General features: G+C 65.9%; 22 protein-coding genes and 3 tRNA genes. 11 read left to right on the top strand and 14 right to left on the bottom strand.

Annotated features, from left to right (window positions below):
- Positions 1-3: 3 nt before the first annotated feature.
- Both BKA07_RS18210 and BKA07_RS18205 read right to left on the bottom strand, forming a co-directional pair.
- Entirely contained in the window at positions 4-627 is a 624-nt protein-coding gene (locus tag BKA07_RS18210; protein WP_167952473.1) for a class I SAM-dependent methyltransferase, read from the bottom strand.
- A 4-nt stretch (positions 628-631) separates the two neighbouring features.
- Positions 632-1,528, bottom strand: a complete 897-nt coding sequence (locus BKA07_RS18205) for a LysR family transcriptional regulator (protein WP_167952471.1) — start codon at positions 1,526-1,528, stop codon at positions 632-634.
- Between the two features lie 165 nt (positions 1,529-1,693).
- Here BKA07_RS18205 and BKA07_RS18200 point away from each other — a divergent pair, with 165 nt between their 5' ends.
- Genes BKA07_RS18200 through BKA07_RS18185 form a run of 4 tightly spaced genes read left to right on the top strand, consistent with a single transcriptional unit; the run spans position 1,694 to position 7,245 of the window.
- A complete protein-coding gene (locus BKA07_RS18200; RefSeq protein ID WP_167952469.1) occupies positions 1,694-3,073 on the top strand; it encodes an MFS transporter in 1,380 nt (459 codons plus the stop codon).
- Between the two features lie 32 nt (positions 3,074-3,105).
- On the top strand, positions 3,106-4,818 hold the full coding sequence (locus tag BKA07_RS18195) for an acyl-CoA dehydrogenase family protein (protein WP_167952467.1): 1,713 nt from the start codon (positions 3,106-3,108) through the stop codon (positions 4,816-4,818).
- A 26-nt stretch (positions 4,819-4,844) separates the two neighbouring features.
- The gene (locus BKA07_RS18190; RefSeq protein ID WP_167952465.1) at positions 4,845-6,053 is read left to right on the top strand and encodes a CaiB/BaiF CoA transferase family protein; all 1,209 of its coding nucleotides are present in this window, start codon (positions 4,845-4,847) and stop codon (positions 6,051-6,053) included.
- Between the two features lies 1 nt (position 6,054).
- Entirely contained in the window at positions 6,055-7,245 is a 1,191-nt protein-coding gene (locus BKA07_RS18185) for an acyl-CoA dehydrogenase family protein (RefSeq protein ID WP_167952463.1), read from the top strand.
- 6 nt (positions 7,246-7,251) lie between these two features.
- Here BKA07_RS18185 and BKA07_RS18180 read toward each other — a convergent pair whose 3' ends face one another.
- Both BKA07_RS18180 and BKA07_RS18175 read right to left on the bottom strand, forming a co-directional pair.
- The gene (locus tag BKA07_RS18180; protein ID WP_167952461.1) at positions 7,252-8,319 is read right to left on the bottom strand and encodes an amidohydrolase family protein; all 1,068 of its coding nucleotides are present in this window, start codon (positions 8,317-8,319) and stop codon (positions 7,252-7,254) included.
- Between the two features lie 29 nt (positions 8,320-8,348).
- The gene (locus BKA07_RS18175) at positions 8,349-9,236 is read right to left on the bottom strand and encodes an oxidoreductase (RefSeq protein ID WP_167952460.1); all 888 of its coding nucleotides are present in this window, start codon (positions 9,234-9,236) and stop codon (positions 8,349-8,351) included.
- A 62-nt stretch (positions 9,237-9,298) separates the two neighbouring features.
- Here BKA07_RS18175 and BKA07_RS18170 point away from each other — a divergent pair, with 62 nt between their 5' ends.
- Positions 9,299-11,017, top strand: a complete 1,719-nt coding sequence (locus BKA07_RS18170; protein WP_342449120.1) for an ABC transporter transmembrane domain-containing protein — start codon at positions 9,299-9,301, stop codon at positions 11,015-11,017.
- Entirely contained in the window at positions 11,014-12,807 is a 1,794-nt protein-coding gene (locus tag BKA07_RS18165; RefSeq protein ID WP_167952458.1) for an ABC transporter ATP-binding protein, read from the top strand. The genes BKA07_RS18170 and BKA07_RS18165 overlap by 4 nt, the downstream gene beginning before the upstream one ends.
- Before the next feature lie 15 nt (positions 12,808-12,822).
- Here BKA07_RS18165 and mgtE read toward each other — a convergent pair whose 3' ends face one another.
- The 3 genes from mgtE to BKA07_RS18150 all read right to left on the bottom strand — a co-directional run bounded on the left by mgtE (position 12,823) and on the right by BKA07_RS18150 (position 16,088).
- Positions 12,823-14,181, bottom strand: a complete 1,359-nt coding sequence (gene mgtE / locus BKA07_RS18160) for a magnesium transporter (protein ID WP_167953387.1) — start codon at positions 14,179-14,181, stop codon at positions 12,823-12,825.
- A gap of 77 nt (positions 14,182-14,258) precedes the next feature.
- Positions 14,259-14,627 (bottom strand): universal stress protein, encoded by a 369-nt coding sequence (locus BKA07_RS18155; RefSeq protein ID WP_167952456.1) that lies wholly within the window; start codon positions 14,625-14,627, stop codon positions 14,259-14,261.
- Between the two features lie 33 nt (positions 14,628-14,660).
- Positions 14,661-16,088: a sugar porter family MFS transporter gene (locus BKA07_RS18150; RefSeq protein ID WP_167952454.1), complete on the bottom strand. Its 1,428-nt coding sequence runs from the start codon at positions 16,086-16,088 to the stop codon at positions 14,661-14,663.
- A gap of 73 nt (positions 16,089-16,161) precedes the next feature.
- On the opposite strand from BKA07_RS18150, the gene BKA07_RS18145 reads away from it, so the two are divergent.
- Both BKA07_RS18145 and BKA07_RS18140 read left to right on the top strand, forming a co-directional pair.
- The gene (locus BKA07_RS18145) at positions 16,162-16,872 is read left to right on the top strand and encodes an ArsR/SmtB family transcription factor (RefSeq protein WP_167952452.1); all 711 of its coding nucleotides are present in this window, start codon (positions 16,162-16,164) and stop codon (positions 16,870-16,872) included.
- On the top strand, positions 16,869-17,657 hold the full coding sequence (locus BKA07_RS18140) for an isocitrate lyase/PEP mutase family protein (RefSeq protein ID WP_167952450.1): 789 nt from the start codon (positions 16,869-16,871) through the stop codon (positions 17,655-17,657). The genes BKA07_RS18145 and BKA07_RS18140 overlap by 4 nt, the downstream gene beginning before the upstream one ends.
- A 10-nt stretch (positions 17,658-17,667) precedes the next feature.
- On the opposite strand, the gene BKA07_RS18135 is transcribed toward BKA07_RS18140, so the two are convergent.
- The 6 genes from BKA07_RS18135 to BKA07_RS18110 all read right to left on the bottom strand — a co-directional run bounded on the left by BKA07_RS18135 (position 17,668) and on the right by BKA07_RS18110 (position 20,719).
- Positions 17,668-18,177, bottom strand: a complete 510-nt coding sequence (locus BKA07_RS18135) for a hypothetical protein (protein WP_167952448.1) — start codon at positions 18,175-18,177, stop codon at positions 17,668-17,670.
- Between the two features lie 78 nt (positions 18,178-18,255).
- Positions 18,256-19,239: a patatin-like phospholipase family protein gene (locus tag BKA07_RS18130; protein WP_167952447.1), complete on the bottom strand. Its 984-nt coding sequence runs from the start codon at positions 19,237-19,239 to the stop codon at positions 18,256-18,258.
- A gap of 101 nt (positions 19,240-19,340) precedes the next feature.
- The gene (locus BKA07_RS18125) at positions 19,341-20,225 is read right to left on the bottom strand and encodes an SDR family oxidoreductase (RefSeq protein ID WP_167952445.1); all 885 of its coding nucleotides are present in this window, start codon (positions 20,223-20,225) and stop codon (positions 19,341-19,343) included.
- A gap of 151 nt (positions 20,226-20,376) precedes the next feature.
- Positions 20,377-20,449: transfer RNA gene (locus BKA07_RS18120), tRNA-Phe, on the bottom strand.
- A gap of 68 nt (positions 20,450-20,517) precedes the next feature.
- Positions 20,518-20,591, bottom strand: a tRNA-Asp gene (locus tag BKA07_RS18115).
- Positions 20,592-20,646: 55 nt separating this feature from the next.
- A tRNA-Glu gene (locus BKA07_RS18110) sits at positions 20,647-20,719 on the bottom strand.
- Positions 20,720-21,125: 406 nt separating this feature from the next.
- Between BKA07_RS18110 and BKA07_RS18105 the strand changes: the two genes are divergently transcribed.
- Together BKA07_RS18105 and ybaK are read left to right on the top strand one after the other, a co-directional pair.
- Positions 21,126-21,473 carry a metallopeptidase family protein gene (locus BKA07_RS18105; RefSeq protein WP_167952444.1) on the top strand — a complete coding sequence of 116 codons (348 nt, stop codon included), beginning with the start codon at positions 21,126-21,128 and terminating at the stop codon, positions 21,471-21,473.
- Positions 21,474-21,800: 327 nt separating this feature from the next.
- The gene (ybaK, locus tag BKA07_RS18100; RefSeq protein WP_167952443.1) at positions 21,801-22,301 is read left to right on the top strand and encodes a Cys-tRNA(Pro) deacylase; all 501 of its coding nucleotides are present in this window, start codon (positions 21,801-21,803) and stop codon (positions 22,299-22,301) included.
- A 30-nt stretch (positions 22,302-22,331) separates the two neighbouring features.
- Here ybaK and BKA07_RS18095 read toward each other — a convergent pair whose 3' ends face one another.
- Entirely contained in the window at positions 22,332-22,943 is a 612-nt protein-coding gene (locus BKA07_RS18095; RefSeq protein WP_167952442.1) for a YigZ family protein, read from the bottom strand.
- Positions 22,944-23,078: 135 nt separating this feature from the next.
- Between BKA07_RS18095 and BKA07_RS18090 the strand changes: the two genes are divergently transcribed.
- The gene (locus BKA07_RS18090; protein ID WP_167952441.1) at positions 23,079-24,440 is read left to right on the top strand and encodes an aminotransferase class III-fold pyridoxal phosphate-dependent enzyme; all 1,362 of its coding nucleotides are present in this window, start codon (positions 23,079-23,081) and stop codon (positions 24,438-24,440) included.
- The last annotated feature ends 81 nt before the right edge of the window (positions 24,441-24,521 follow it).

Genomic DNA, 24,521 nt, shown 5'->3' with positions numbered 1-24,521 from the left:
GTGTTACCGGAGGACGAACATCCCATCCGGCGAACCGTGGTGCGGCCCGGCTCCTGGGCGGGAGAAGACACTGACCGACCACGGCGAGCCATGGTCGAACGACCCGAGGTGCCAATCGCCGAATCGATGCTCGACCTGAAGGTCCGCGGCCGCGCACGCAGAATCCTGATCGCTCGGCCCACCTCGTGCATGTGTGCTTGTCCCGATGATGAGCAGGCCGCCGGGCCGAAGAACCTCCGCGATCCGAGCGACCGCATCATCCAGGTCTGGAATGAACGCGGGTACATTGCCGGACATGAGGACGAGGTCGAAGCTCTGCGGCAGTCCTTCGTCGACCAGCGTCTCAGTCGAGATGTCAGCGGCACCTATGCGACGGAACCACGCCGGGTCGTAGAGCTCGCCGGCGACGGTCAGAACCTCGGAACTCGGGTCGATTCCATAAGCCCCATGGCCCTTGACTCGCAGCCCATTGACAGCGCTGCCGATTCCACACCCGATGTCGAGTATGCGAGATGCGCGATCTGCGAGCATATCGACGAAGCGCACGTCGACCTCCAGGTCGGACCCCGACTGCACATATTCGCGCATCTTCGCAGCATAGTCTTCAAGATTTCTCGATGCTGTCATAGACTCACTCCTCAGCCGCCTCCGGCAGGATCTCGCGGACGATCTCGATCACCCGCGCCAGGGCCTCCGAAGGGTTGTTGCGGCGCCACCCGAGTGCCAGTGTGAACGCATCTCCACCCTCGGCGAGCGGAATATAGGTGACGCCGTCGATGCGGATGTGGTCGGAGGACTCGACGACGATCGCGATCCCGATCTGTGCGCCGACCAGGGCGAGCAGGCTGTAGGGGTCGGGCGCTTCCTGGGCGATGTGTGGGAGGAATCCCGCCTCGTCGGCCAGGCGCATCATCACCTCGCGTACCTGCGAACCATGCGACGGCGCGTAGGAGATGAACGGCTGCTCGGCGAGATCAGCCATCGACACGAGGTCCCTGTCGGCGAGGTCGTGGCCGGCGGGGACGGCGACCATGACTCGTTCCTGCCGGATGACATGGACATCGACACCGGCCGGCGAGGGCGGACTGACGATCGCCAGATCCATCAGTCCATCGCGGACTGCCAGAGCGGCCTCGCCCGAATACGTCTGCGGCTGCAGGTCGAGGCTGATTCCCGGCTGCCGACTGGCCACCTCGCGAGAGAGCCGGGACAGGATCGAGTAGCCGCTGCTGCCGCCGAAGCCGATCCGCACACGTCCGACCACTCCTTCTTGCGCGGCCCGAGCGATGCGTCTGGCCCCGTCGACCTGAGCCTGAATCGCCTGTGCGGGTTCGAGCAGCGCTTCCCCCGAGGAGGTGAGCCTGACCCGGCGCGTGGTGCGTTCGAAGAGCTGGACACCCAGATCCCTCTCGAGCGAGCGGATCATCTGGCTCAATGCAGGCTGGGCGATGTGCAGAGCCTCAGCGGCCCGCCCGAAATGCAGCTCCTGAGCCACAGCGGTGAACGCAGCGAAGTGTCGCAGCTCCATCCCGAGGTCCTCCCGTTGAAAGACGGCGGCCGAGTAATGTCGCCGAACCTCCATTGATAAGAATTCGCAAATAATAACCTCGAGATTACGTCTTGGACTCCGAGTAATACAAGTGGAACAGTGATGACAGGCACACACGAGACACCACCGAACAAGAGAGACCACATGAGCAACAACGGATCAGCGTCGATCCCGGACACGGAAGCGACACCGGCACCGGCGATCGACCCCAAGCAGGGACGGCGGGCCGGGACCGCAGCCTTCATCGGCACCACCATCGAATGGTTCGACTTCTACATCTACGGCACCGCCTCGGCGTTGGTGCTGGGCAAGCTCTTCTTTCCAGACGTCAGCCCCGCGATGGGTACACTGGCGGCCTTCGCCACCTTTGCCGTCGGCTTCATCGCACGCCCTCTCGGCGGCATCGTCTTCGGGCACTTCGGCGACAAATTCGGCCGCAAGAACACCGTCATCACCACGCTCCTGCTCATGGGCCTGGCCACCGTCGGCGTCGGGCTCCTCCCCACCTACGAGCAGATCGGCTTCACCGCTCCCATCCTCCTCGTCGTCCTCCGCATCATCCAGGGCGTGGCCATGGGCGGCGAATGGGGCGGCGCCGTCCTCATCGCGACCGAGTTCGCGCCCCCGGGGAAGAAGATCCTCTACGGTGCCTTCGCCCAGCAGGGCTCACCCGTGGGCAACCTGCTGGCCACGGTCGCCTTCCTCGGACTGACCTACATGAGTGCCGAGAACTTCGGAGCCTGGGGTTGGCGAATCCCCTTCCTCGCCTCGGCGATCCTCATCGTCGTCGGCCTCTACATCCGTCTCAAGATCACCGAATCCCCTGAGATGATCGCCGCGACCCAGAAGGAACCGCAGAAACGCACCCCGATCGTCGAACTGCTGCGCGACCATTGGAAGGTCGTCTCGCTGGCCATCGGCGCGGTCGTCACCGGTGTGGCGATCACCTACGTCAAAACCACCTTCGCGCTGTCCTGGGCAACGACCGATCTGGACTTCGGCCGCACCGAATTCCTCCAGATCGTCACCGTCGCCCTCATCGCCCAGGTGATCATCCAGCCTTTCGGCGCCATCCTCACCTCGAAGATCAACCCCCGCAAGGCCGTTCTCACCATGCTGCTGCCCGAGCTGGTGGTGCTTCCGTTGATGTTCGTGCTGATCCAGACCGGAAACTTCGGCTTGGCGATGCTCGGCATGGTGCTGGCCACCGCACCGCATGCGATGTACTACGCGGCGCTCGCCGGAGTGCTCGCCCAGCTGTTCCCCACCATGATCCGCTACACCGGCATCTCCGTGGCCTACCAGGTCTCGACGGCATTGTTCGCCGGCACCGCGCCCTTCCTCAGCCAGGCCCTGCTGGGCGCAACCGGTTCGATCTGGACCGTCGTCTGCCTCGGCCTCGGCTACGTCATCCTCTCTCTCGTGTGCATGTCCCTCCTGCTGCGCGGGAAGACCTGGACCGACCGAGAAGGGGAGCCAGGGCACCGCGCCGAGGCGACCCCCGAATCCACTGCGGTGCGCTGAGTCGCACCCACACGACCACAGAAGAAGGAACCATGAATTACGTCGACCTCGACCCCGCTCTGCGGCCGCTCATCGAGTCCTACCTCGACCCGGCCGACCGGCAGCTGCTGTCCCCTGTCCTCTCCGCCCTCGGCGCCGATGCTGCCGACAGGCTCGCCCCGCTGGCGGATATCGCGGACAAGAATCCGCCGACGCTGTCCCAGTTCGATCGGGAGGGTGATCGGGTCGACGAGATCCACTACCACCACAGCTACCAACAGCTGGTCAGGGCCGCCTACGAGGAATACGGGCTTTCGGCACTGTCCCATCGCGGACTGCACGGCTGGGTCGATGTGCCCCCTCACCTGGTGAAGTACATCCTGTCCTACGTCTTCGTCCAGGCCGAATTCGGTCTGGCCTGCCCGGTGTCGATGACCGACGCCGCCGCCCGAACCCTGCGGAAGTTCGGTGAAGGTGAGCAGATCGCCGAGGCGATCGAGCGGCTGATCTCGACCGATCCCGACCGTCGGTTCACCGGTGCGATGTTCATGACCGAGATCCAGGCGGGGACCGACATCTCCCAGACGTCGACCGTGGCCGAACGCGAGGGTGAGAACTGGGCACTGTCGGGACGCAAATGGTTCGCCTCGAACCCCGACGCGGACATCATCCTCACCCTTGCCCGGTTCCCCGGAGGGGACGAGTCCACCCGCGGTGTCGGCCTGTTCATGCTGCCCAAGCTCCGTCCGGACGGAACGAAGAACTCCTATGTCATCGACCGCCTCAAGGACAAGCTCGGCACCAGGTCGATGCCCAGCGGCGAGGTCACCCTCGACGGCGCCTACGCCGTCCAGGTCGGTCAGCTCGAGCGCGGTTTCCGGCAGATGGCGGAGATGGTCAACACCTCCCGCCTGTCGAATGCCATGCGCGCCACCGCGCTCATGCGCCGCTCGATCAACGAGGCGCTCGCCCATGCCCGGCAGCGCGTCGTCTTCGGCAAGCCCCTCATCGAAGCACCCTTGATGCGCAGGACGCTGCTGCCCCTGCAGGCCGAGGCCGAAGCCGCACTCGGACTCGTCTTCTGCGCCGGTGACATGCTCCAGAGCGCCGACGGCGGAGACGCTGACGCCGCTGCGCAGATCCGCGTGCTCACCCCGCTGGCCAAGCACTATATCTGCAAGCGCGCCCGGTTCGTCACCGGCGAGGCCCTCGAGGTCCGCGGCGGTCGGGGCTACATCGAGGAGTGGCCCGATGCCAGGCTCGTCCGTGACTCCCACCTCGGCTCCATCTGGGAGGGCTCGACCAACGTCATCGCCCTCGACGTCCTGCGCTGCATGCGCAGACAGAACACCCACCGCCTCCTGGCCCAGACGATGACTGCGAAGCTGAACACCGTCACCCTCGCCGAGGCGGGCCCCGAGATCCGTGAGCTCCTGACCCGGTGGACGGCGATCGTCGACCGCGGTGACGCGATCCTGAGCGCCGAGGCGGATGCCGCCGAGGCCCTCATCGGCTATTACGCCGATGATCTGGCACAACTGATCATGGCTTCCCTGCTGCTCGAACAGGCCGATTCCGAGGTCACCCGCGACGGCAACTTCCGCAAGCTGCTCGTTGCCAGGGCCTTCATCGGCAGCACCCTCACAGGTGACGAAGCCGTCGTGGTCGACACACTCGCCCATTTCGAGGACATCGTCGACGGGGCAAGCATGATCCGCGACGCCGTCTCGACCGATGCCGCCTCAACACCTGCCCCCGTGGCCTGAAGCCACATCGACGACCGGAGCATCACATGACCACCACCGACACAGCCGACCCAGCCGCCGACTCCTTCACCGGGCCGCTGACCGGAGTACGCGTCATCGATCTGTCGAAGATCCTCGCCGGACCCTATGCGACGATGTCGCTGGCCGACCTCGGAGCCGAGGTCATCAAGGTCGAGCACCCGGAAGGCGGCGACCCGACACGGGCCTGGGGCCCACCTACCTTAGGGGCCGATGCCACCTATTTCCACGCCGCCAACCACGGCAAGAAGTCGGTGACCATCGACCTCAAATCCGACCACGGTCAGGCGCAGGTCTATGAGCTCCTCGCCGGGGCCGACGTAATCGTGGAGAACTTCCGGCCCGGCAGCTCCCTGCAGCAGATCTTCGACTACCAGGAGCTGGCCGCCAGGTTTCCGCATCTCGTGGTCCTGCACATCTCGGCCTTCGGTGACGACGGCCCGCTGCGGGACGAACCCGGCTACGACATGGTCGCCCAAGCGCGCGGCGGACTCATGTCCTTGACCGGTGAGGCCGAGGGGCCGCCGATGAAGGCCGGATTCGCGATGGGCGACCTCGGCGCGGGACTGTTCGGGATCATCGGCATCGTCTCGGCACTGTTCGAACGCAGCCGCACCGGCAGAGGCCAGTACCTGACCACCTCACTCTACGAAGGGCAGTTGGCGCTGCACGTGAACTGGGCGACGAACTACTTCGCCGACGGCAACCGCCCTCATGCCCTGGGATCCGGCCACCCGAACCTCGTGCCCTATCAGGCGTACCCGGCCGCCGACGACTACTTCGTCATCGCCATCGGCAACGACTCCCTGTGGCAGAAGCTGTGCACCCAGATCGAGCGGCCCGATCTCGCCGTCGACGACCGGCTGCAGGAGAATCGGGGGCGCGTGGCCCACCGCGAACTCGTCGAGGCAGAACTCTCGAGGACCCTGCGCACGAACACCGTTGAGAACTGGTGCGCGAAATTCTCGGAAGCAGGCGTGCCCGCCGCACCGATCAAACACCTCGACGAGGTCTACGCCGACCCGCAGACCGAGGCCCTGGGCATGGTCCAGACCGTCGATCACCCCAGTGCCGGGCCGATGCGGCAGGTGGCGTTCCCCGTCAACTTCAACGGCGTCCGCCCACCCGTGCGCTCCGCGCCGCCGGAACTCGGAGCCGACACGGACGACATCCTCGGCGTCGAAGACCCGCCGACCCCAACGCCACCAGGAGCATGACATGACCACCCGCGCACGAGACACCTCCGACCTCGACAAATCCGACCTCCTCGACCTCGATGGACTCTTCAGCGAGGCCGAACTCGACCTCCGCGACAGCGTCCGCGCCTTCGTCGATGCACGGATTCGCCCGAACATCGCCGACTGGTACGAGAGCGCGGTCTTCCCCCGTGAGATCGCGGCCGAGATGGGTGAACTCGGGCTGCTGGGCATGCACCTCGACGGCTACGGCTGCCCGGGCCGCTCGGCCGTCGAATACGGCCTCGCCGCACTCGAACTCGAAGCCGGAGACTCCGGTCTCCGCACGTTCGTGTCCGTGCAGGGCTCGCTGGCCATGTCCGCGATCCACAAATTCGGCTCCGAAGAGCAGAAGAACCGGTACCTGCCCGGCATGGCCGCAGGTGAGGTCATCGGCTGCTTCGGCCTGACCGAACCGACCGCCGGCTCCGATCCCGGTTCCATGGCCACCACCGCGACACGCAACGACGACGGCTCGTGGGTCCTCAACGGGGCCAAACGGTGGATCGGCATGGCCTCCATCGCCGATGTCGCCGTCATCTGGGCCGCCGCCGACGAAGGCATCCGCGGGTTCCTCGTCCCCACCGACACGGCCGGATTCACCGCGACCCCGATCGAGCAGAAGCTCTCGATGCGCGCCTCCATCCAGTGCGACATCGACATGGACGATGTCCACCTTCCCGCCGAGGCGGTCCTACCTGATGCCACAGGGCTGAAAGGGCCGTTCTCCTGCCTCAATGAGGCCCGCTACGGAATCATGTGGGGTGCGATGGGGGCCGCCCGCGACTCCTACGAGGTGGTGCTGAAATACTCCCAAGAGCGCCTCCAGTTCGACAAACCGCTCGCCGGATACCAGATCACCCAGGAGAAGCTGGTGAACATGGTCCTCGAGATCCAGAAGGGCATCCTACTGGCGCTCCAGACCGGCAGGCTCAAAGACGCGGGAACACTCGACCCGGTCCAGATCTCGGTCGGGAAGCTCAACAACTGCCGTGAGGCGATCGCCATCTGCCGAGAGGCGAGGGCCATGCTCGGCGGCAACGGGATCACCCTCGAGTACTCACCGCTGCGGCATGCGAACAACCTCGAATCCGTGCGCACCTACGAAGGCACCGATGAGGTCCACACCCTCATCCTGGGCCGTCACATCACCGGCGAACAGGCCTTCAGATAGTCGCGGTCAGGTCACGAGGCGACGCCCGCCGGACCACACCTCGGCGGGGGAGCGCAGCACCGAGAGATCGGTGAGCGGATCACCGTGGACAAGGATGAGATCGGCGCGCGCACCCTCGACGATCCGCCCACGGTCCCCCAGTTCGAGCGCCTCGGCGGCCGAACTCGTAGCGGCACACAGCGCCTCGGCAGTCGTCATCCCGGCCTCGACGAGGTAGGCGATCTCGTCGTGCAGCGAGGGTCCGTGGGCGACCGGGGCGAACGGGGTCTCGTTGGCGTCGGTGCCGGCGATGACGGTGATCCCCGATTCGATCATGGCGCGGACGTTGTTCAGCGCCACCTCGAAGGCGGCATCGGCATGCTCACCGAGGCGGGCGTCGGCGATGGCGCGCATCATCACGAGCGTCGGGGAGACGATGGTGCCCTGTTCCTCCATCCGAGCGAGCGTGCGGTCTTCGAGCGGCCGATCGATGGGGGCGTGGGTGAGGATGTCGACGCCGGCATCGAGGCCCCGGTCGAAGGCCGCGGCGGTGACGACGTGGGCGACGCTCAGAAGTCCACGCGAATGCGCCCCGTCGACCAGTGCCGTCAACGTGGGGATGTCGAGTGCGGGAACCTCGGTGGCGTCCGGGTCCTCGGCGATGATCTTGATGACATCGACACCGTTTGCGACCCTCCAGTCGAGGAATCTCGCGGCGTCGGCCGGATCCGAGACTCCGGATTCTTCGGGGTTGCCCATCATTTCGATCTGAGTGCTGCCCGGCGCCGAGGCGGCGGATCCGGCGCTGAGGATCGACGGAAGCTCGGCGTCCGCCCGCAATTCGTGCACGCGGGAATCGGGATGTGTGCCCAGATCGACAACGGTCGTCAGGCCCGAACGCCGAGCAGTCACCAGTCTCTCCCGATCCCCGAGGTGGACGTGGGTGTCGATGAGGCCGGGGAGCAGGAGCCGGCTCGGTTCGGTTTCGGGCTCCGCGGCAGGGCGGATCGAGGTGATCGTGTCGGAGAACTCGATGTCGACGGGCTCGTCGGCCCAGCCGCTGTCGACCAGACGGATGTTGTGCAGTGCAGTCATCTCGTCACTGTACAGAACTGCGCGGGGTGTCACAGGGTCGATAGAGGAAACTCCACCCCGGTCAGCTCCTCGGACACCGTCCACAGACGCCGAGCCACCTCGGCGTCCTCGGCTGCAGCGGACCGACCGACGAGTTTCGGCTCGCCCCGGGTCTGCCAGAAGCTGCCCGGACCGACATAGCTGTTGCCCGGAATGTCAGCGGTGGCCGCACACAGCGTCGGCAGGGACCCTTGAGTCTCACTTTGCGAGATCAGCCCGATCACCGCCTCGGTGACGGAAGCGAGCACGCGACTTCCCTCCCGCTGGTACAGGTTCGTCGCCGCCAGACCCGGATGGGCCGCAGTCGCGATGACGGGGGCGGACACCTCGGTGAGCCGTCGCTGCAGTTCGGAGGTGAAGAGCAGATTGGCGAGCTTCGACTGCCCGTACGCAGCCATCGGCCTGTACGCTCTGCGCTCCCAGTCGAGATCGTCGAAGTCGATCGTGCCGGTTCGGTGTCCGATCGAGGAGACGGTGACGACGCGATCGCGGATCTGCGGCAGCAGCAGATTGGTGAGAGCGAAATGGCCGAGGTGGTTCGTCCCGAACTGTGACTCGAACCCGTCAGCGGTGTGCCCGAACGGTGGCGTCATGATCCCGGCGTTGTTGATGAGGATATTGATCGGGTCGGTGAATTCCTCAGCGAAGGCGCGCACGGAGGCGAGGTCGGCGAGATCGAGCCGACGAACGTCCACGGGGCCGCGCATCGTCTCGGCCGCAGACCGCCCCTTGTCGAGGTCGCGCACGGTAAGCACCACTCGAGCGTCCATGCCGGCCAGCATTGCAGCCGCCGCCCGACCGATTCCGCTGTTGCCACCGGTGATGACGATGGTGCGGTCGGCCGCGGACGAGATCTTGTCATCGAGCCTGGTGCCCATGAAGCCATCGTAAACCCAAGCGCGACCCTCGCGACCGATCGCATAATGTTAGGGTAGCCTTCGTGTCGCAGACTCCCTCATCAGGTTCGATTCTCCTCCGCAGAGCCGCCCGACGCCGCCTCGGCCTCCTGCTCCCCGGCGTCATCACCATGTCGATCTGGCAGGTCTGCGAAGCGATCGTGCCCGTGGCCATCGGCATCGTCGTCGACGCCGCGATCATCCCGCTGTCCCTGCCGATGCTCATCGCCTCCATCATCGGCATCGGTCTGCTGTTCACTCTCCTCAGCCTCGGCTATCGCTTCGGTGCCCGATTCTGCAACGCCGCCCGCGAACACGAAGCACACGCACTGCGCGTCGAGCTCACCCACGCCGCGCTCACCTCGGCGAACCTGCCTCCCGACCGGGCCTCCGGCGAGGTCCTGTCGATCGCTTCGGCGGACGCGGACACGGCAGCCCAGTCCTTCGCGCAGCTGGGGCGGGGCATCGCCTCCGTCCTCGGGATGATCGCCGCCGCAGTCTTCCTCCTCATCGCGGACCCCGTGACCGGTCTCGTCGTCCTCATCGCCGTGCCCATCGGCCTGCTCATCGTCGCCCTGCCCAGCCGCTCGGTGTCCGCCAAGGCGAGCGCCCAGCTCGAAGCGGTGGCCAGAGCAGGCCGTTCGGCCTCCGACCTCATGCACGGCCTGCGCGTGATCAAGGCCATGGGCGGCGAGCCCTGGTCCGTGCGCCGCTACCGTCACACCTCGGACGAAGCCGCCGACGCCGGCATCGCCACAGGTGAGCGGACCGGACGGCTCGCGGGCCTCGGGGCGCTGGTCATGTCGGTCGTCCTCGCGATCGTCCTCATCGTCGCAGGCCTTCGCCTCCTCGAGGGACAGATGAGCGTCGGCGCACTCATCGGCATCCTCGGCATGACCGCCTTCCTCACCGAACCCATGCGCGCCCTGGCCGAGATCGTCGGCCTCTTCGCCCAATCCCACGGCGCAGCCCAGCGGATCTCCCAGCTGCTGACCGACATCGACGAGGCGGATGCTCCTATCCCGACAGCAGCGACATCGCAGGCCCGGACCACCGCCCCGGCGCCGACCATCGACTTCTCCGAAGAAGCAGTCGGCGTCCGCAGCTGGGCAGTGGGGGAGGAACGCACGGTCGACTTCACCACCGCCTTCGGGGCGTTGACCTGCATCGTCGCCGAAGACCCCGAGTCGGAGACCGAGCTGCTCGCGGCCCTGGCCACCCATGCCCGCGGCACCGGACCCGACCAGATGATCGTCTCACCGCACACGGTCGACCTGTTCGAAGGCACGATCCGCTCGAACATCACCATGATCCTGGGCACCGACGATGCTCCCGTGACCGCCGAGGTGCTCGCCGCCTCGGGCGCCGACGAGCTCCTCGGCCTCGTCGACGCCGGACTCGACCACCGGATCCAGGAGCTCGGCGGCAACCTCTCCGGAGGACAGCGTCAGCGCGTGGCCCTGGCCCGGGCGCTGCACGCCGATCCCCGGCTCCTCGTCCTCCACGAACCGACCACCGCCGTCGACGCCGTCACCGAAGCACGGATCTCGGCGGGGCTCAAGGACCTGCGCACCTCCCGCGAGTCAGCGGCCACCATCGTCTTCACCAGCGCACCGGCTTTCCTCGCCGCTGCCGATTCCGTCGTTTTCGTGCCCACCACCGGCCCCGTCCTCGTCGGAGGGCACGCCGAACTCCTCGCCGCCGCGGACGCATCCGCCGTGGACGCATCAGCGAAGGCCTACCGGAATGCGGTGACCCGATGAGCGCGGCACCCGGACAGACGACCCTGGCGATCGCCTCCAGGCGTCGCTCGTTCGCACATCTGTCCCCGCTTCTGCGCGCGCGTTGGGGCTGGGTCGTCCTCCTCATCGCTGCCGGCGTGGCCAACGCCGCGGCCGGACTCGTCGGGCCGTGGGCGATCGGCCGCCTCGTCGACGAACTTCCCGCGGGAGCCGGCACCGAGGTCGTCGTCGAGTGCGCGATCGCCGTCGCCGTCGCCGGTGTGATCATGGCACTGGGCACGTGGATCGGGGCATGGGCACTGGCCCACATCACGATGCCCGTCGTTGGGGATCTGCGCACCCAGGTCGTCGAGTCCGCACTGAGACTCGAATCCCAGCGTGTCGAATCCACCGGCACCGGCGACCTGGTCTCCCGTGTCGCCGATGACTCCCGCAAGATCAGTGAGGCGGCCGCGCAGGTGCTGCCGCTCGTCGTCGAGTCCCTGCTCATCGTCATCGTCTCAGCCGCCGGTCTGACCGCGATCGACTGGCGGCTCGGACTCGTCGGTCTCGTTGCCCTGCCGATGTACTGGCTGACCTTGCGCTGGTACCTGCCCAGGTCGGAACCGATCTACAAGGAGGAGCGCGCCGCCTTCGGCCGTCGTGCCGGACGTCTGCTGGGCGGACTCACCGGAGCTCGAACCCTGCGCGCCTACCGCGCCGAAGCCGGGGAGCTGGCGCGCATCGATGCGGCCTCGGGGCAGGCCCGGGACCTGTCGATCGGCGTGTTCCGATTCCTCACCCGAGCCTTCGGACGCAACAACCGCGCCGAGGCTGTCGTGCTCTCCCTGCTGCTGGTCGCCGGCTTCGCCCTGGTCTCCTTCGGCGAGACCACGGCCGGCGCCGTGACCACTGCAGCCCTGGTCTTCCACCGCCTGTTCAACCCCATCGGAGCCCTCGTCGGTCTCTTCGACCAGATCCAATCCGCCGGCGCCTCGCTGACCCGCATGGTCGGTGTCATCGACGAAGCTTCCACCTCGCCGAGGCGGTCGACCGATCACTGCATCGACCGTCCTTCCCTGATCCTCGAGGACCTGTGGTTCACCTACGATGACGAACCGGAATCGAGGAACCACGTCCTCAAGGGCGTGAGCCTGCGCCTCGATCCCGGGGAGGTCGTCGCCGTCGTCGGCACCACGGGGGCGGGCAAGTCCACACTTGCGCGTATTGCAGCCGGTCTCTCGGCACCCACGCTGGGACGTGCCGTACTCGAATCGGGCACAGCCGCCTCGGCGGGGGAGGGCGAACCACTGACCGAACTGCCGGAAACGGTACTGAGGTCCCACATCACGATGGTCGCCCAGGAGGTCCACACCTTCAACGGCACCCTGCGCGAGAACGTTGCTCTGCCCGTCCCCGACGCCACGGACGAGCAGGTCACCGCCGCACTGAACACGGTCGGCGCCGGCTGGGTCTCCGAGCTCTCCCGAGGATTGGCAACCGAGGTCGGCGACGGCGGGGCCAGGCTGAACGCCGAGCAGGAGCAGTCGATCGCCCTGGCCCGGCTGGTGCTCGCCGACCCCGACTTCGCGGTCCTCGACGAGGCGACTGCCGAAGCCGGATCCGCCGGTGCCCACGCCCTCGAACAATCCGCCGAGGCCGCACTCGTCGGGCGCGGGGCCCTCGTCGTCGCCCACCGGCTCAGCCAGGCCGAGACCGCGGATCGCGTCCTGGTGATGGAGCACGGACGCATCGTCGAAGAGGGCACGCATTCCCAACTGGTCGCAGCCGGCGGCCACTACGCGCAACTGTGGGCGGCCTGGTCGGCGTGAGCCCGAACGATGTTTTCAGCGCAGCCCCAGCACCGCCGTCGCGATCGAGAAGTAGAGGATCAGACCCGTGGCGTCGCAGAACGTGGAGATGAACGGGTTGGAGAACACGGCAGGGTCGGCACCGACTCGCTTCGCGATGATCGGCATCAGCCCGCCCACGGTGGCGGCCATGATGCACACCGACAGCAGGGTGAGCCCGATGACCAGGCCGATCGCCGGCCCGTAGACCAAGCCGGCGACGATGAAGCCGAGGACACCGAGCACCGCACCCAGCAGGAAGCCCACGCGCAGCTCGCGCCAGATGACGCGGCCCAGGTCGCGGATCCGCACCTCACCGACGGCCAACGCCCTGGTCACGGTCGTCGCGGCCTGGTTGCCGGTGTTGCCTCCCGTCCCGGTGAGCAGAGGAATGAACAGAGCGAGGATGACGACCTGGTCGAGCCGTTCCTCGTAGACCTCAAGGACCTGGACGGTCAGTATCGCGGATACGGCGAGGACGAGCAGCCACACGATGCGGCTGCGGACCAGGCGAATGATGGAGCTGGACAGATACGAGCGGTCGAGGGGCTCTGAACCGCTGGAACGGGCGATGTCCTCGGCATCTTCCTCATCGACGATGTCGAGGACGTCATCCATCGTCAGGATTCCGACGAGCCGTTCCTCCTGGTCGACGACGGGCATCGCGATGAGCCGGTGGGAGAGGAAATCGCGGGATGCGGCCTCGCGATCGGTCAGCGCATGAGCCGTGATCGATTCGCGCACCATCTCTGACAGGGGCGTGTCCGGGTCGGCGGCGATGAGGTTGCGCAGCGACACCACGCCCAGGAGGACACGACCGGGTCCGACGACGGGCAGCAGGTAGACGGTCTCGGGGCCGTCGATGCGAGCGCGCACGACCTCCATCGCCTCGGCGGCTGTCCAGTCCTCGTGGAGGCTGAGCACCTCCGGTGACATGTAGCGGCCGATCGCGGACTTCGGGTAGCCGAGCACCGCGGTCGTCATCTTCCGCTCGTCCGCGTCGAGGCCCTTCATCAGCTGAGTGACGACGCCGGCCGGCAGCTCACCGAAGAGTTCGGCACGGTCATCGGGGTCAAGGCCCTCGACGATGTCGGCGACCTCCGGTTCGCGCAGATTCTGGAGCAGTTCGGCCTGATAGCCCGGTGGCAGGTTCTCGAACACGGCCACGGCCACGTCCTTGTCGAGAATCCGGAACAGGACCGCCGACTGCAGCGGGGTGGAGGTATGGACGAGGCGGGTGAGCTCCTGAAGCGAGACCTGATGCGACAGGTCGGCGATCGCGTCGACTGCGGAATGGTCGATCCGGCCCGAGAGTGCGTCTTCAAGTCGGTCCGCTGCCGAGATCTCGGTTGTCATATCCTCCACGAAAGCTCCTTCACCTCGGCGGTTCGCAGGTCGCAGTCCAGCCTATGCCATGCGGCCGGAGCCCGGCATCAGGCCCCGGACCGATTGACCCTCACGGTGAGCACCGGGACGGGAGAGCGGAGGATGAGCCTCTGAGCCACGGAACCCAGCAGCACCTTGCCCACCCGGGACCGGCTGCGCACCCCGAGGACCAGCCGGCCCACCTCGGCGTGGTCATGCAGTTCATCGATCACGGCGGCGACCGGGTCACGGTCGCCACGGCCGGACCGGTTGATGAGCGTGACCTCGAGATCGCGCGGGATCTCATCGTCGGTCAGGTCGTGGAGGGTGAGGTTGATGAGTAGGAGACCGGTATCCAACGCTCGCGCCTCGGCGGCGGCACTGTCCAGAGCCGTGCGGCCCTCGGGGCTGTCGGTGACTGCAACTGCGACTGACATGATGACTCCTGTCTGGTGAACGGTCGTCGACGATCATTTCCTGCCGTACTTCGCTTTGAATTCGCGCTCGAACTGCGCCAGATCCTTGTCCTTGGTCTCGGGGAGGAGGACGGCGAGGAAGATGAAGGCGATGGCCGCGAAGCCGGCGAACATGCCGAAGGTCGCGGTCATGCCCATCGCCTCGATGAGCGGCGGGAAGAACTGAGCGACGATGGCGTTCATGATCCACAGGACGAACACGCAGATGCCCATGGCGAAGCTGCGGATCTTCATCGGGAAGATCTCGGAGAGCATCAGCCAGGTCAGGGGCCCGACCGTGCCCTGCATCGAGAAGACGAAGAGAACGAGGAAGACGAGCACCGTCCACGCCTGGGCCGGGCCGGCCGGGACGAAGACCGCAGTGAGCGCGATGAGGATGTGGAAGAGGGCGATGAGGGCGTAGCCGGTGAGGAACATGATGCGGCGCGGCAGCTTGTTGAGCAGGAACATGCCCAGCGAGATGCCCGCCAGGGAGAAGACCCCGTTGGCGATGTTGCCGATGATCGCCACACCCGAGTCGAGTCCGGCATTGCTCAGCAGCTGCGTCCCGTAGTACATCACCGAGTTGATCCCGGTCAGCTGCTGGAAGAACCCGAGACCGACGCCGATGATGACCAGACGCAGCACCCACCGGGTGCCGAGGTCGGACAGGCCACCGGTGGCCTGTTTGGCGTCTTCGGAGGCAAGGTGGGTGACCTCGGCGACCTCCGCCTCGGCGCGTTCGGGGGAGCGGACCTGTTTGAGCACTGCCAGAGCCTCCTCTGTGCGGCCCTTCGAGATCAGCCAGCGGGGACTCTCGGGTTGGAAGACCATGCCGACGAGCAGGGCGATCGCGGGCAGAAGCGCGATGAGGAGCATCCAGCGCCAGATGGAGTCGACGTGGCCCCAGACGTTGAAGATCACGGCGTTGATGACGAACGCGGCGAGCTGGCCGAAGACGATCATCAGCTCATTGCGGGTGACGAACGAACCGCGCTTCTCCGACGGGGCGATCTCTCCCAGGTAGACCGGGACCGTGGCCGAGGCGCCGCCGACGGCCAATCCGAGAACGAAGCGGGAGCCGATGAGGAACTGTTCACCCGGAGCGAGAACGCAGCCGAGCGTGCCGATGATGAACACGCCGGCCAAGAGGAGGATCGTGTGCCGGCGGCCGAAGGCGTCGGCGATGCGACCGCCGAAGACCGCTCCGAAGGCGGCACCGACCATGAGCGAGGCGACGACGAGACCTTCGGACAGCGGGGTCAGACCGAAGTCCTCGCTCAGCGGTTCGAGCGCACCGTTGACGACGCCGGTGTCATAACCGAAGAGCAGTCCGCCGAAGGTGGCGACGGTGGCGATGATGCCGAGCCGATGAACAGGGCGGCCGGATCCCGCATGAGGCAGATCGAACTGCCTCGCATGGGGATAGGGGGATGACGACATGAACGACTCCTTTCCCCTCTCGTTCTAACACACTTCGACCCACCCCGAACCGTGGCAGTCATAAGATGGGCTCATGAGCAGGAGCTATCCGGAATCGGTGCCGAACATCGCCGCACTGGCCTCGGCGCTCGCCGATCCCACACGAGTGATGATCTGCACCAGCGTCCTCGACGGCAGAGCCTGGACGCTGACGGAGCTGTCGCGAGTCTTGGGCCTTCCGATGTCTTCGACCTCGGAACACGTGAGCTTACTCATCGATCGCGGCGTCCTGAGGGAGCGACGCCAGGGCAGACACCGCTATGTCCAGCTCGCATCTGCCGGCATTGCGGACTGGCTCGAGCACACTGGCGCTCTGGCAGGGGAACGGGTCGAATCCGCTCCGTCACTGGCGGCGAAGACGCGTGATCGCCACCTCCTCGAGGCGCGCACGTGCTACAAGCACATCGCCGGCCGATTCGGGATCCAGCTGTTCGCAGCGCTGAGCGCCAACTGGTGGATCGACGACAGCGTGACCGTGACCGATTCGGGCCGGGAGTCCATCGCCGAGGCGTGGGGCATCGAAGTGCCCACCGTGCCGAAGTCGTCTCGCCCGGTCACCCGCGCCTGCCTGGACTGGACGGAACGGCGGTCCCACCTCGGTGGGTGGCTCGGAGACGAACTGTGCCGCGAATTCATCGACCGCACCTGGATCGTCCGCCGCCCGAACAGTCGATCGCTGAGACTCACATCGGCCGGTCGAGAGAGGCTCGACTGGATCCTGACGACCGAGGTGACATTTCTATGAGCACTGCCTTCCACGAGATGCACCGGCCGGGCGATCCGTTCCTCCTGCCCTGTGCCTGGGATGTCGCAAGCGCCCGATTGTTCGCCGAGGCGGGTCACCCGGCCATCGGCACGACGAGTCTCGGAGTGGCCGCCGGCATCGGCGCTGCCGATGAGGGCCGTGAGTCTCTCGATGCCATGGCCGGGCTGATCGCGAACATGTCACGGGCACTGCCGGATCGGCTGCTGACCTGCGACTTCGAAGACGGGTACGGCGATGCCCCGGAGGCTGTCCTCGGCATTCTGCGGCAGCGCCTCGGACCTGCGGAGTCGGCTCTCGTCGTCGACGGGATCAACATCGAGGACTCTGCACGCGGTCGGCTCGTCGAACCGCTCGCGCTGGCAGGCAAGGTCTCCGCGATCAAGGAAGCGTATCCGGATCTGTTCGTCAACGCGCGGATCGACACGTACTGGACCGGTCAGGATCGCCTCGGCGACACCCTCGAGCGGATGCGATGCTATGTCGATGCCGGGGCCGATGGGATCTTCGTTCCCGGCGACCTCGACCTGGATGTCATCGCTCGGATCGTCGACGCCTGCCCGCTGCCGATCAATGTGCTGTCCAGTCCGCGCTTCGCGCGCAGCCGATTCGCTGAGGTGGGCGTGGCCAGGATCAGCACAGGCTCACTTCTCTATCGAACTGCGATGTCAGCGGCGCTGTCGTCCCTGCGCACAATGAGAGAAGACCACCCTGCAGAGACAGCGAATGTGCTGTCCTACCGGGTGGTCTCCGAGCTGGGCGACTAGCCCCAGCGGCTCAGTCTTCGTCGAAGTTGTCGTCGATGACCTCGGGCATGCCGTCGATGACGGCGACCTCTTCGACACCGTCGTCGGCAAGGGCGTCGACGTCGAGGCCGTCGCCGGCGAGCGCGGCGACTTCGTCTTCGTCCTGATCCTCAGTGACCATCTCGTCTCCGAAACGGTTGCCCTGTTCGGCGGCCGGTGAGGCATCGGAGGAGAATTCGCCCGGAATGTCGGGCGCATCGTTGCCGTCTTCGGGAGCTTCCGCATCCAGGAGTTCGTCATCGGCACCTTCGATGCCGCTTCCGTCCGGGCCCTCCGCGCCGGGTTCGACGATGTCTGCGGCACCGGCAGCGGCGTCGGTCTCGGGTTCGTCGAGTTCCGTGTCGACGTCGTCGGCTTCGACTTCGGCGGCGAAGAGCTCCGGGTCGTTGAGCTCATCGGCCGTGGGCTCTTCGAGGGTCGGTTCGCCACCCATCTCGGGTTCGTCCTGCCACTGTGTCGGATCGTTGGGGTTATCGCTCATGATCGCTCCTTCGGTGGTGATGCCTGCAGACGCCCACATTGTCGCACGGGCCACGGCCTCCTCGCAGGTGCTGCCTGGTCAGTGTCGATCGTAGCGTTCCTTCCACGCCTGCCAGTCCCATGAGCTCAGGAACTCCCCAGCAGCGGACTGACCAGCGTCGATGAGCCCCAGCTTGTCCTCCCGCGTGAGTGCGAAATCGGTGCTGCTGTGGCCGGAGGTGTCGACGAAGATCGTCCGATCGGTGACCGAGGGCTCATCGATATGACGTCGATCGTGGGCATTGATCATGGTCGACAGGAGCGAGATCACGTATTGATACGTGTTCGCGTTGGGCCGCCACTGGGTGTCGGCCGGCTCCCTGGCTGAGAGCATCACGCCCAGAGTCGGCCAGCGGGCAGGCCTCTCGTCTTTGCGGTCGAAGATGTCGACGGGGAAGTTCGAGAGCAGCCCGCCATCGGCACCGAGCACCGAGTTGCCGCCCGCCACGCCTGCAGCTGCGGGCAAGGACCGTGGCCGGAAGAAGAACGGCGTCGCGGCCGAGGCACAGACCGCCTCGGCGACGGACTGCGAATCCGGGTCGAGGCCGAGAGCGGACTCGTAGTCCCAGGGCAGACGCAGCATCCGGCCGCGAGAGACGTCGGAGACGATGACGACGAGCCGATACTGCCGTTCCCAGGGTAGGGCGCTGTGCGGGTCGTGGAGGCGGAGGTCTCCCCAGGTGCGGATGCCCTGCGAGGCCAAGGCATCGGCGAGGAAGTCGTGGAGCGCAGTGCCGAGATACATTCCCTTGTGGAACAGCAGCCCCTGGATCTTCCCGAGCCACGGCACGAGGTGGAAGGCGGGGCCGAGGTCCTCGAAGTCCGTGAAGTCCTGGTCGAGGATCGTCTCGATGAGGTTCTCGGGCGGGAAGCCCGCGGTGGTCAGTGCGCCGACGATCGCACCCGCCGAGGTTCCGGCGATGCGATGGATGGAGTAGTCCGCCGAGCTCAGCGCATCGACAGCGCCGACGAGCCCGGGCAGCTTCGCCCCTCCGCCCTCGAGGACCAGATCGGTGACGGCCATGGCGTCCTCCTCAGCAGGCTCGGTGTCTCAGGAGCGTCGGTCTTCCGGAGGCCTAGGTGCCGATGCTCTTCCTCTCATTGTCCACCTGGCCGCGTCCGTCCTCAATTCTGCAATTGGGATCGTGCGGCAGACTCCACTTCCTCGGCCGGTGCGGCAGTATTCGGTTCCGGGGTCATGGGCCGACGTCCCGTGAAGTGATCCATGGTCTTGTTGACGCCGAGGAAGTCCATCGTTTTGTCGAACAGCCTTGTCGGCAGCATTCGCGCTGCCGGCAGGATGCGGACCAGCGAGGGCATGACAAGCTGCTCGCGCCCGGAATCGATGGAGTCCATGACTTTGGTGGCGACGTTGGTCTCTTCGAGGATCGGCAGAAGGCGGGGGAATTTGGTCTGCACGCCTTCGAACATGCCGGTGTTGATGTAGTAGGGGCAGACGACGAGAGTCTGGACGTTGCTGCCTTCGGCGCGCAGTTCACTGCGCAGAGACTCTGTGAAGCCGACCGCCGCGAACTTGCTCGCCGAGTAGTCGGTCTGCTTGGCGACGCCGGTGAATCCTGCGGCGCTGGAGATCGTGGCCACTGTGCCGCGGTCACGTTCGAGCATTCCGGGCAGAAAGGCCCGTGTCACCCAGTACAGGGCGAGAGTGTTGACATCGAAGACGCGCCGGATCGATTCTTCGTCGGCATCCAGCAGCTTCTTGCCGGTGACGACTCCGGCGCAGTTGACGAGGACATCCACGGGCCCGGTCGCTTCCGCGACGACCGCGACCTGATCGGAATCGGCCACATTGACCGAGAACGAACGGGCCTTCGCCCCAGTCGCCACGATCTCATCTCGAACGCTTTGTCCACGCTCTTCCGAGAGGTCCCAGATCAGGATCTCCGAGGCTCCACGCGCGGCGGCATCCAGGGCCATCAAGCGTCCGATCCCGCTGCCGGCACCAGTGATCAGCACCCGCGAACCGTTGATTTGGGATCCATGTTTCATGTTGTTGCTCCTTTGCATCATGCAGTCTCAGGGATACCTCGGCGAACGAGAGTTACCGAACAGTACGTTAGTACATAATAGGAGAAGATGCCCTGCCGGGACAGAGAAAACCCCCGAATCTCCGTAGAAATTCGAGGGTTCTTCTGTGCTGTGGCTCCGACCGGCGTCGATCCGGTGACCTTTCGATTTTCAGTCGAACGCTCTACCAACTGAGCTACAGAGCCGGGCCGTCAACATGCCGAAGCACGCTGAGAGAAACAAAGGCCCTTCCGAAGAAGAGCCTTTTGCTCCGCGACCCTGACCGGACTCGAACCGGCGACCTCCGCCGTGACAGGGCGGCGCGCTAACCAACTGCGCTACAGGGCCAAACTGGTGTAACTATTCTATCTGTTGTGGTGTCGGATTTTCCAATCTTACACCGTACCCCCAACGGGATTCGAACCCGTGTCGCCGCCGTGAAAGGGCGGTGTCCTAGGCCTCTAGACGATGGGGGCCCAGGTTGTCCTCGGATTCCCCGGGGCAACGACGTTAAGCTTATCCCAACCGTTTTGCTGAATGCAAAACGATATCCAGTGTCCTCCGTCACACCGATTCCATTGCTCCAGCGGCTGTCGGGTCGGCCGTCTGATCGGCTGTCCGATCGCGCCCGAGTCCCGCGCCGCCACCGCGGGCACGGCGCCACCGCGGGCACGGCGCCGTCATAGTGGGCATTCGGTCGAAAATGTCGGCGTAATCGACCGTTTGCCCACACTCACGGCAACCCTGCCCACTGCCCACCCTCACGGCAACGCTGCCCACGCTCACGGCTGCACTGCCCGCGCCTGCCGCGCAGTGGTGCATTGGCGCAGTCGGCGCCGCAGTCTCAGGGCACCCGGAGGCTCGCCCGTTAGAGTGGGACGTATGGAATACCTCAGTGAAGAAGAGTTCGAAGCGATCCTCGATGAGGCGCTTGATGACCTTCCTGCAGGTGTCACGGACGAGCTGGACAATGTCGCACTCTTCGTCGAGGACCGTCCGGAGGACGGCAACCCCCATCTGCTGGGACTCTACGAGGGGACGCCGGTGGGCGAGCGCGGCATCTCCGGCCTCGAGCTGCCGGACAACATCTTCCTCTACCGCGACAACCTCATCGCCTTCGCCGACGACCGCGACCATCTGCGCAGTGAAATGGTCGTCACCATCGTCCACGAGATCGCACACTTTTATGGAATCGATGACGAACGACTCCACGAGATCGGCTGGGGCTGACGCCAGATCCGGCGGGCACAACGGGTCCCAGACCCGCCGGGTGAACGCGCGTCAGACCCTCCCGTCAAGCGGAGGCCAATCCCGGCCGCCGCGGACGCCAGCCCGTGGCGCAACGCGCGTCACTGCAGGTCGCAGGTGGTTTCCAGTCCTTCGATCAGCGAGTTTGATTGGCGTATGAGCCCGGACTTCGCTTATTGTGGGCGGGTAACCCATCAGCATTCGATACAACATTCCGTCCGTATCGACGCGGGAGCGCAGGGGCCACCGGCCCGGGCAGAAATGTCCAGCGCTCCGCGCCGAAGCACGGGCAGGAGGCACGACCCCTTTATGACAGTGGCATCCAAACCGACGAGCGCGGCTACCCCGGCCGTCCGTGTACTCAACCTGGCAGGCATCGATTACACCCTGCACAGCTTCGATCACGATCCGAGCACCCGCCGTTACGGCTCCGAAGCCGCCGACAAGCTCGGCGTCGGCTCCGATCAGGTGTTCAAGACCCTCATGATCCAGGTCGACGGCGCACCCGTCACCGCCCTGGTTCCCGTCTCCGGTCAGCTCGACCTCAAGGGCCTCTCCTCCGCACGCGGATCGAAGAAGGCCCAGCTGGCAGGCGTGGCCGAGACCGAGCGCCGCACCGGCTACCCCGTCGGCGGCGTCTCGCCGTTCGGGCAGCGCCATGCCGTGCCGGTCGTCATCGACCGCACCGCACTCGAGCATTCCTCGGTCTTCGTCTCTGCGGGCCGTCGCGGCCTCGAGATCGAGATCCGTCCCGAGGATCTCGTCATGCTCACCAATGCTCAGGTCGCAAAGATCGCAACTCTGGACTGATCTCTCCGGCACAGGTCAGTTCAGCGCTGATCACGCCCATTCGACGTCACCGACGGTCGGCTCTGCCTGTCCGGCGGTGACGTCGGCGTATATCGCCAGGGCGGCATCCACCTCGGCGACGGGGACCATCATGTCGATCTCCACGTCGGCCCCGTACCGAGCCCGCGTCGTCCATCCTCGGTTCCCGGCCGCCCGATCCAAGGCGTTGGCCTGGGCGTAGTCGAGCACGGCTTGCACCGGCACCAGCTCATGCTTCGTCACGACGTGTGCCGAGTCCAATGCCGCCGAGGTGGCTTGTCCGTAAGCGCGCACGAGTCCTCCCGCGCCCAGCAGAGTTCCCCCGAAGTACCTGGTCACAACCGCGACGACGAAGGTCAGCTCGTGCCCGGAGACGACGTCGAGGATCGGTGCCCCAGCAGTGCCCGCCGGCTCGCCGTCATCACTGAAGCGCTGTGTGCGTGAATCCGGGTCGAGGACGAAAGCCGTGCAGTGATGGCGAGCCTTCGGATGGGAGTTCCTGCGTTCGGCGATGACCTCCCTGGCCTCTGCCTCGTCGGCGACCGGAGCGACGAACCCGATGAAGCGTGACTTCTTGATCTCGATCTCGGTCTCAGCGGGGGCGGTGATCGTCCGGTAGGGCATGCCGGTCACTCTACCGAAGACCACGGACTCGAACAGTTCGACCGGAATCTGATCTACGATGAGCGGACAAGCGCTCGATGCGCGAAGCCACGCCGAGTGGCGATTGCCTGAACAATGGTGAAAGGGTGATGTGTTGTGCAGCAGCTCAGTGAGGCTGAGATCTCAGCGATCAAGGACGAGTCCGCCAGGGCCTACGAACTCGACCGAGCCCACGTATTCCACTCGTGGTCGGCGCAGGAACTCATCGACCCGATGACCGTCTCCCGGGCGCAGGGCTCGCACATCGTCGATGGTGAAGGCCGGTCCTACCTGGACTTCTCCTGCCAGCTGGTCAACACCAACATCGGGCATCAGCATCCGGCGGTGGTCCAGGCGATCAAGGACCAGGCGGACCTGCTGTGCACCATCAGCCCGGCGACCGTCAATGCGGCCCGGTCGGAGGCCGCCCGGCTCATCACCGACCGCACCCCGGCCGGTCTCGACCATGTGTTCTTCACCAACGGCGGGGCAGACGCGAACGAGCACGCGATCCGCATGGCCCGGCTGCACACCGGCAAGCACAAGGTCCTCTCCCGCTATCGCTCCTATCACGGCGGCACCGAGACGGCCGTCAACGTCACCGGCGACCCGCGCCGCTGGTCCCACGACCTCGGCGATTCCGGAGTCGTCCACTTCTTCGGCCCCTTCCTCTACCGATCCGAGTTCTCTGCCACCACCGAGGCGGAGGAGACCGAACGTGCCCTGCGCCACCTCGAGCGCACCATCGAACTCGAGGGACCGTCGACGATCGCCGCGATCATCCTCGAGACCATCCCCGGCACAGCCGGCATCATGCTGCCCGGCAGCGACTACATGCGGGGAGTGCGGGCACTGTGCGACAAGCACGACATCGTCTACATCGCCGACGAGGTGATGGCCGGCTTCGGTCGGACCGGCAGATGGTTCGCCTTCGAACACTTCGACGTCGTGCCCGACATCATCACCTTCGCCAAGGGCGTCAACTCCGGCTATGTGCCGCTGGGCGGTGTGATCATGGACGATGCGATCTACGCCTCATTCGCCCGGAGACCCTACCCCGGCGGACTCACCTACTCCGGCCATCCGCTGGCCTGCGCTGCGGCAGTGGCCGCCATGAAGGCGATGGGTTCCGAGGGCATGATGGAGCACGCCGAGCGCATCGGTGAGGAGATCATCGGGCCCAGGCTGCGCCAGATCGCCGAGAATTCGAAGCACGTCGGCGAGGTCCGCGGGGTCGGCGCCTTCTGGGCGATCGAACTCGTCTGGGACAAGGAATCCCGCGAGCCTCTGGCTCCCTACGGCGGAGGATCTCCCGAGGTCGCCTCGGTGGTGGCTGCGCTCAAGGAACACGGAGTGGTGCCCTTCAACAACTACCACCGGCTGCACGTGGTCCCGCCGATCAACATCAGCGAAGAGGATCTCGAAACCGGCCTGGGCATCTTTGAGAAGGTGCTCACCGACCTCGACTTCTCCCGATGAGGACCTCGCCGCACCAACTTGGCAACCCTCCGGTCACCGAGCAACCTGCAGAGAGGTTGCTCAGCGCCCGGAGGGTTGCTG

The organism is Brevibacterium marinum, from assembly GCF_011927955.1.
Classification (GTDB): Bacteria; Actinomycetota; Actinomycetes; order Actinomycetales; family Brevibacteriaceae; genus Brevibacterium; species Brevibacterium marinum.
Note: the sequence above shows the minus strand (reverse complement) of the source record. Positions and strands in the feature narration are given on the sequence as shown.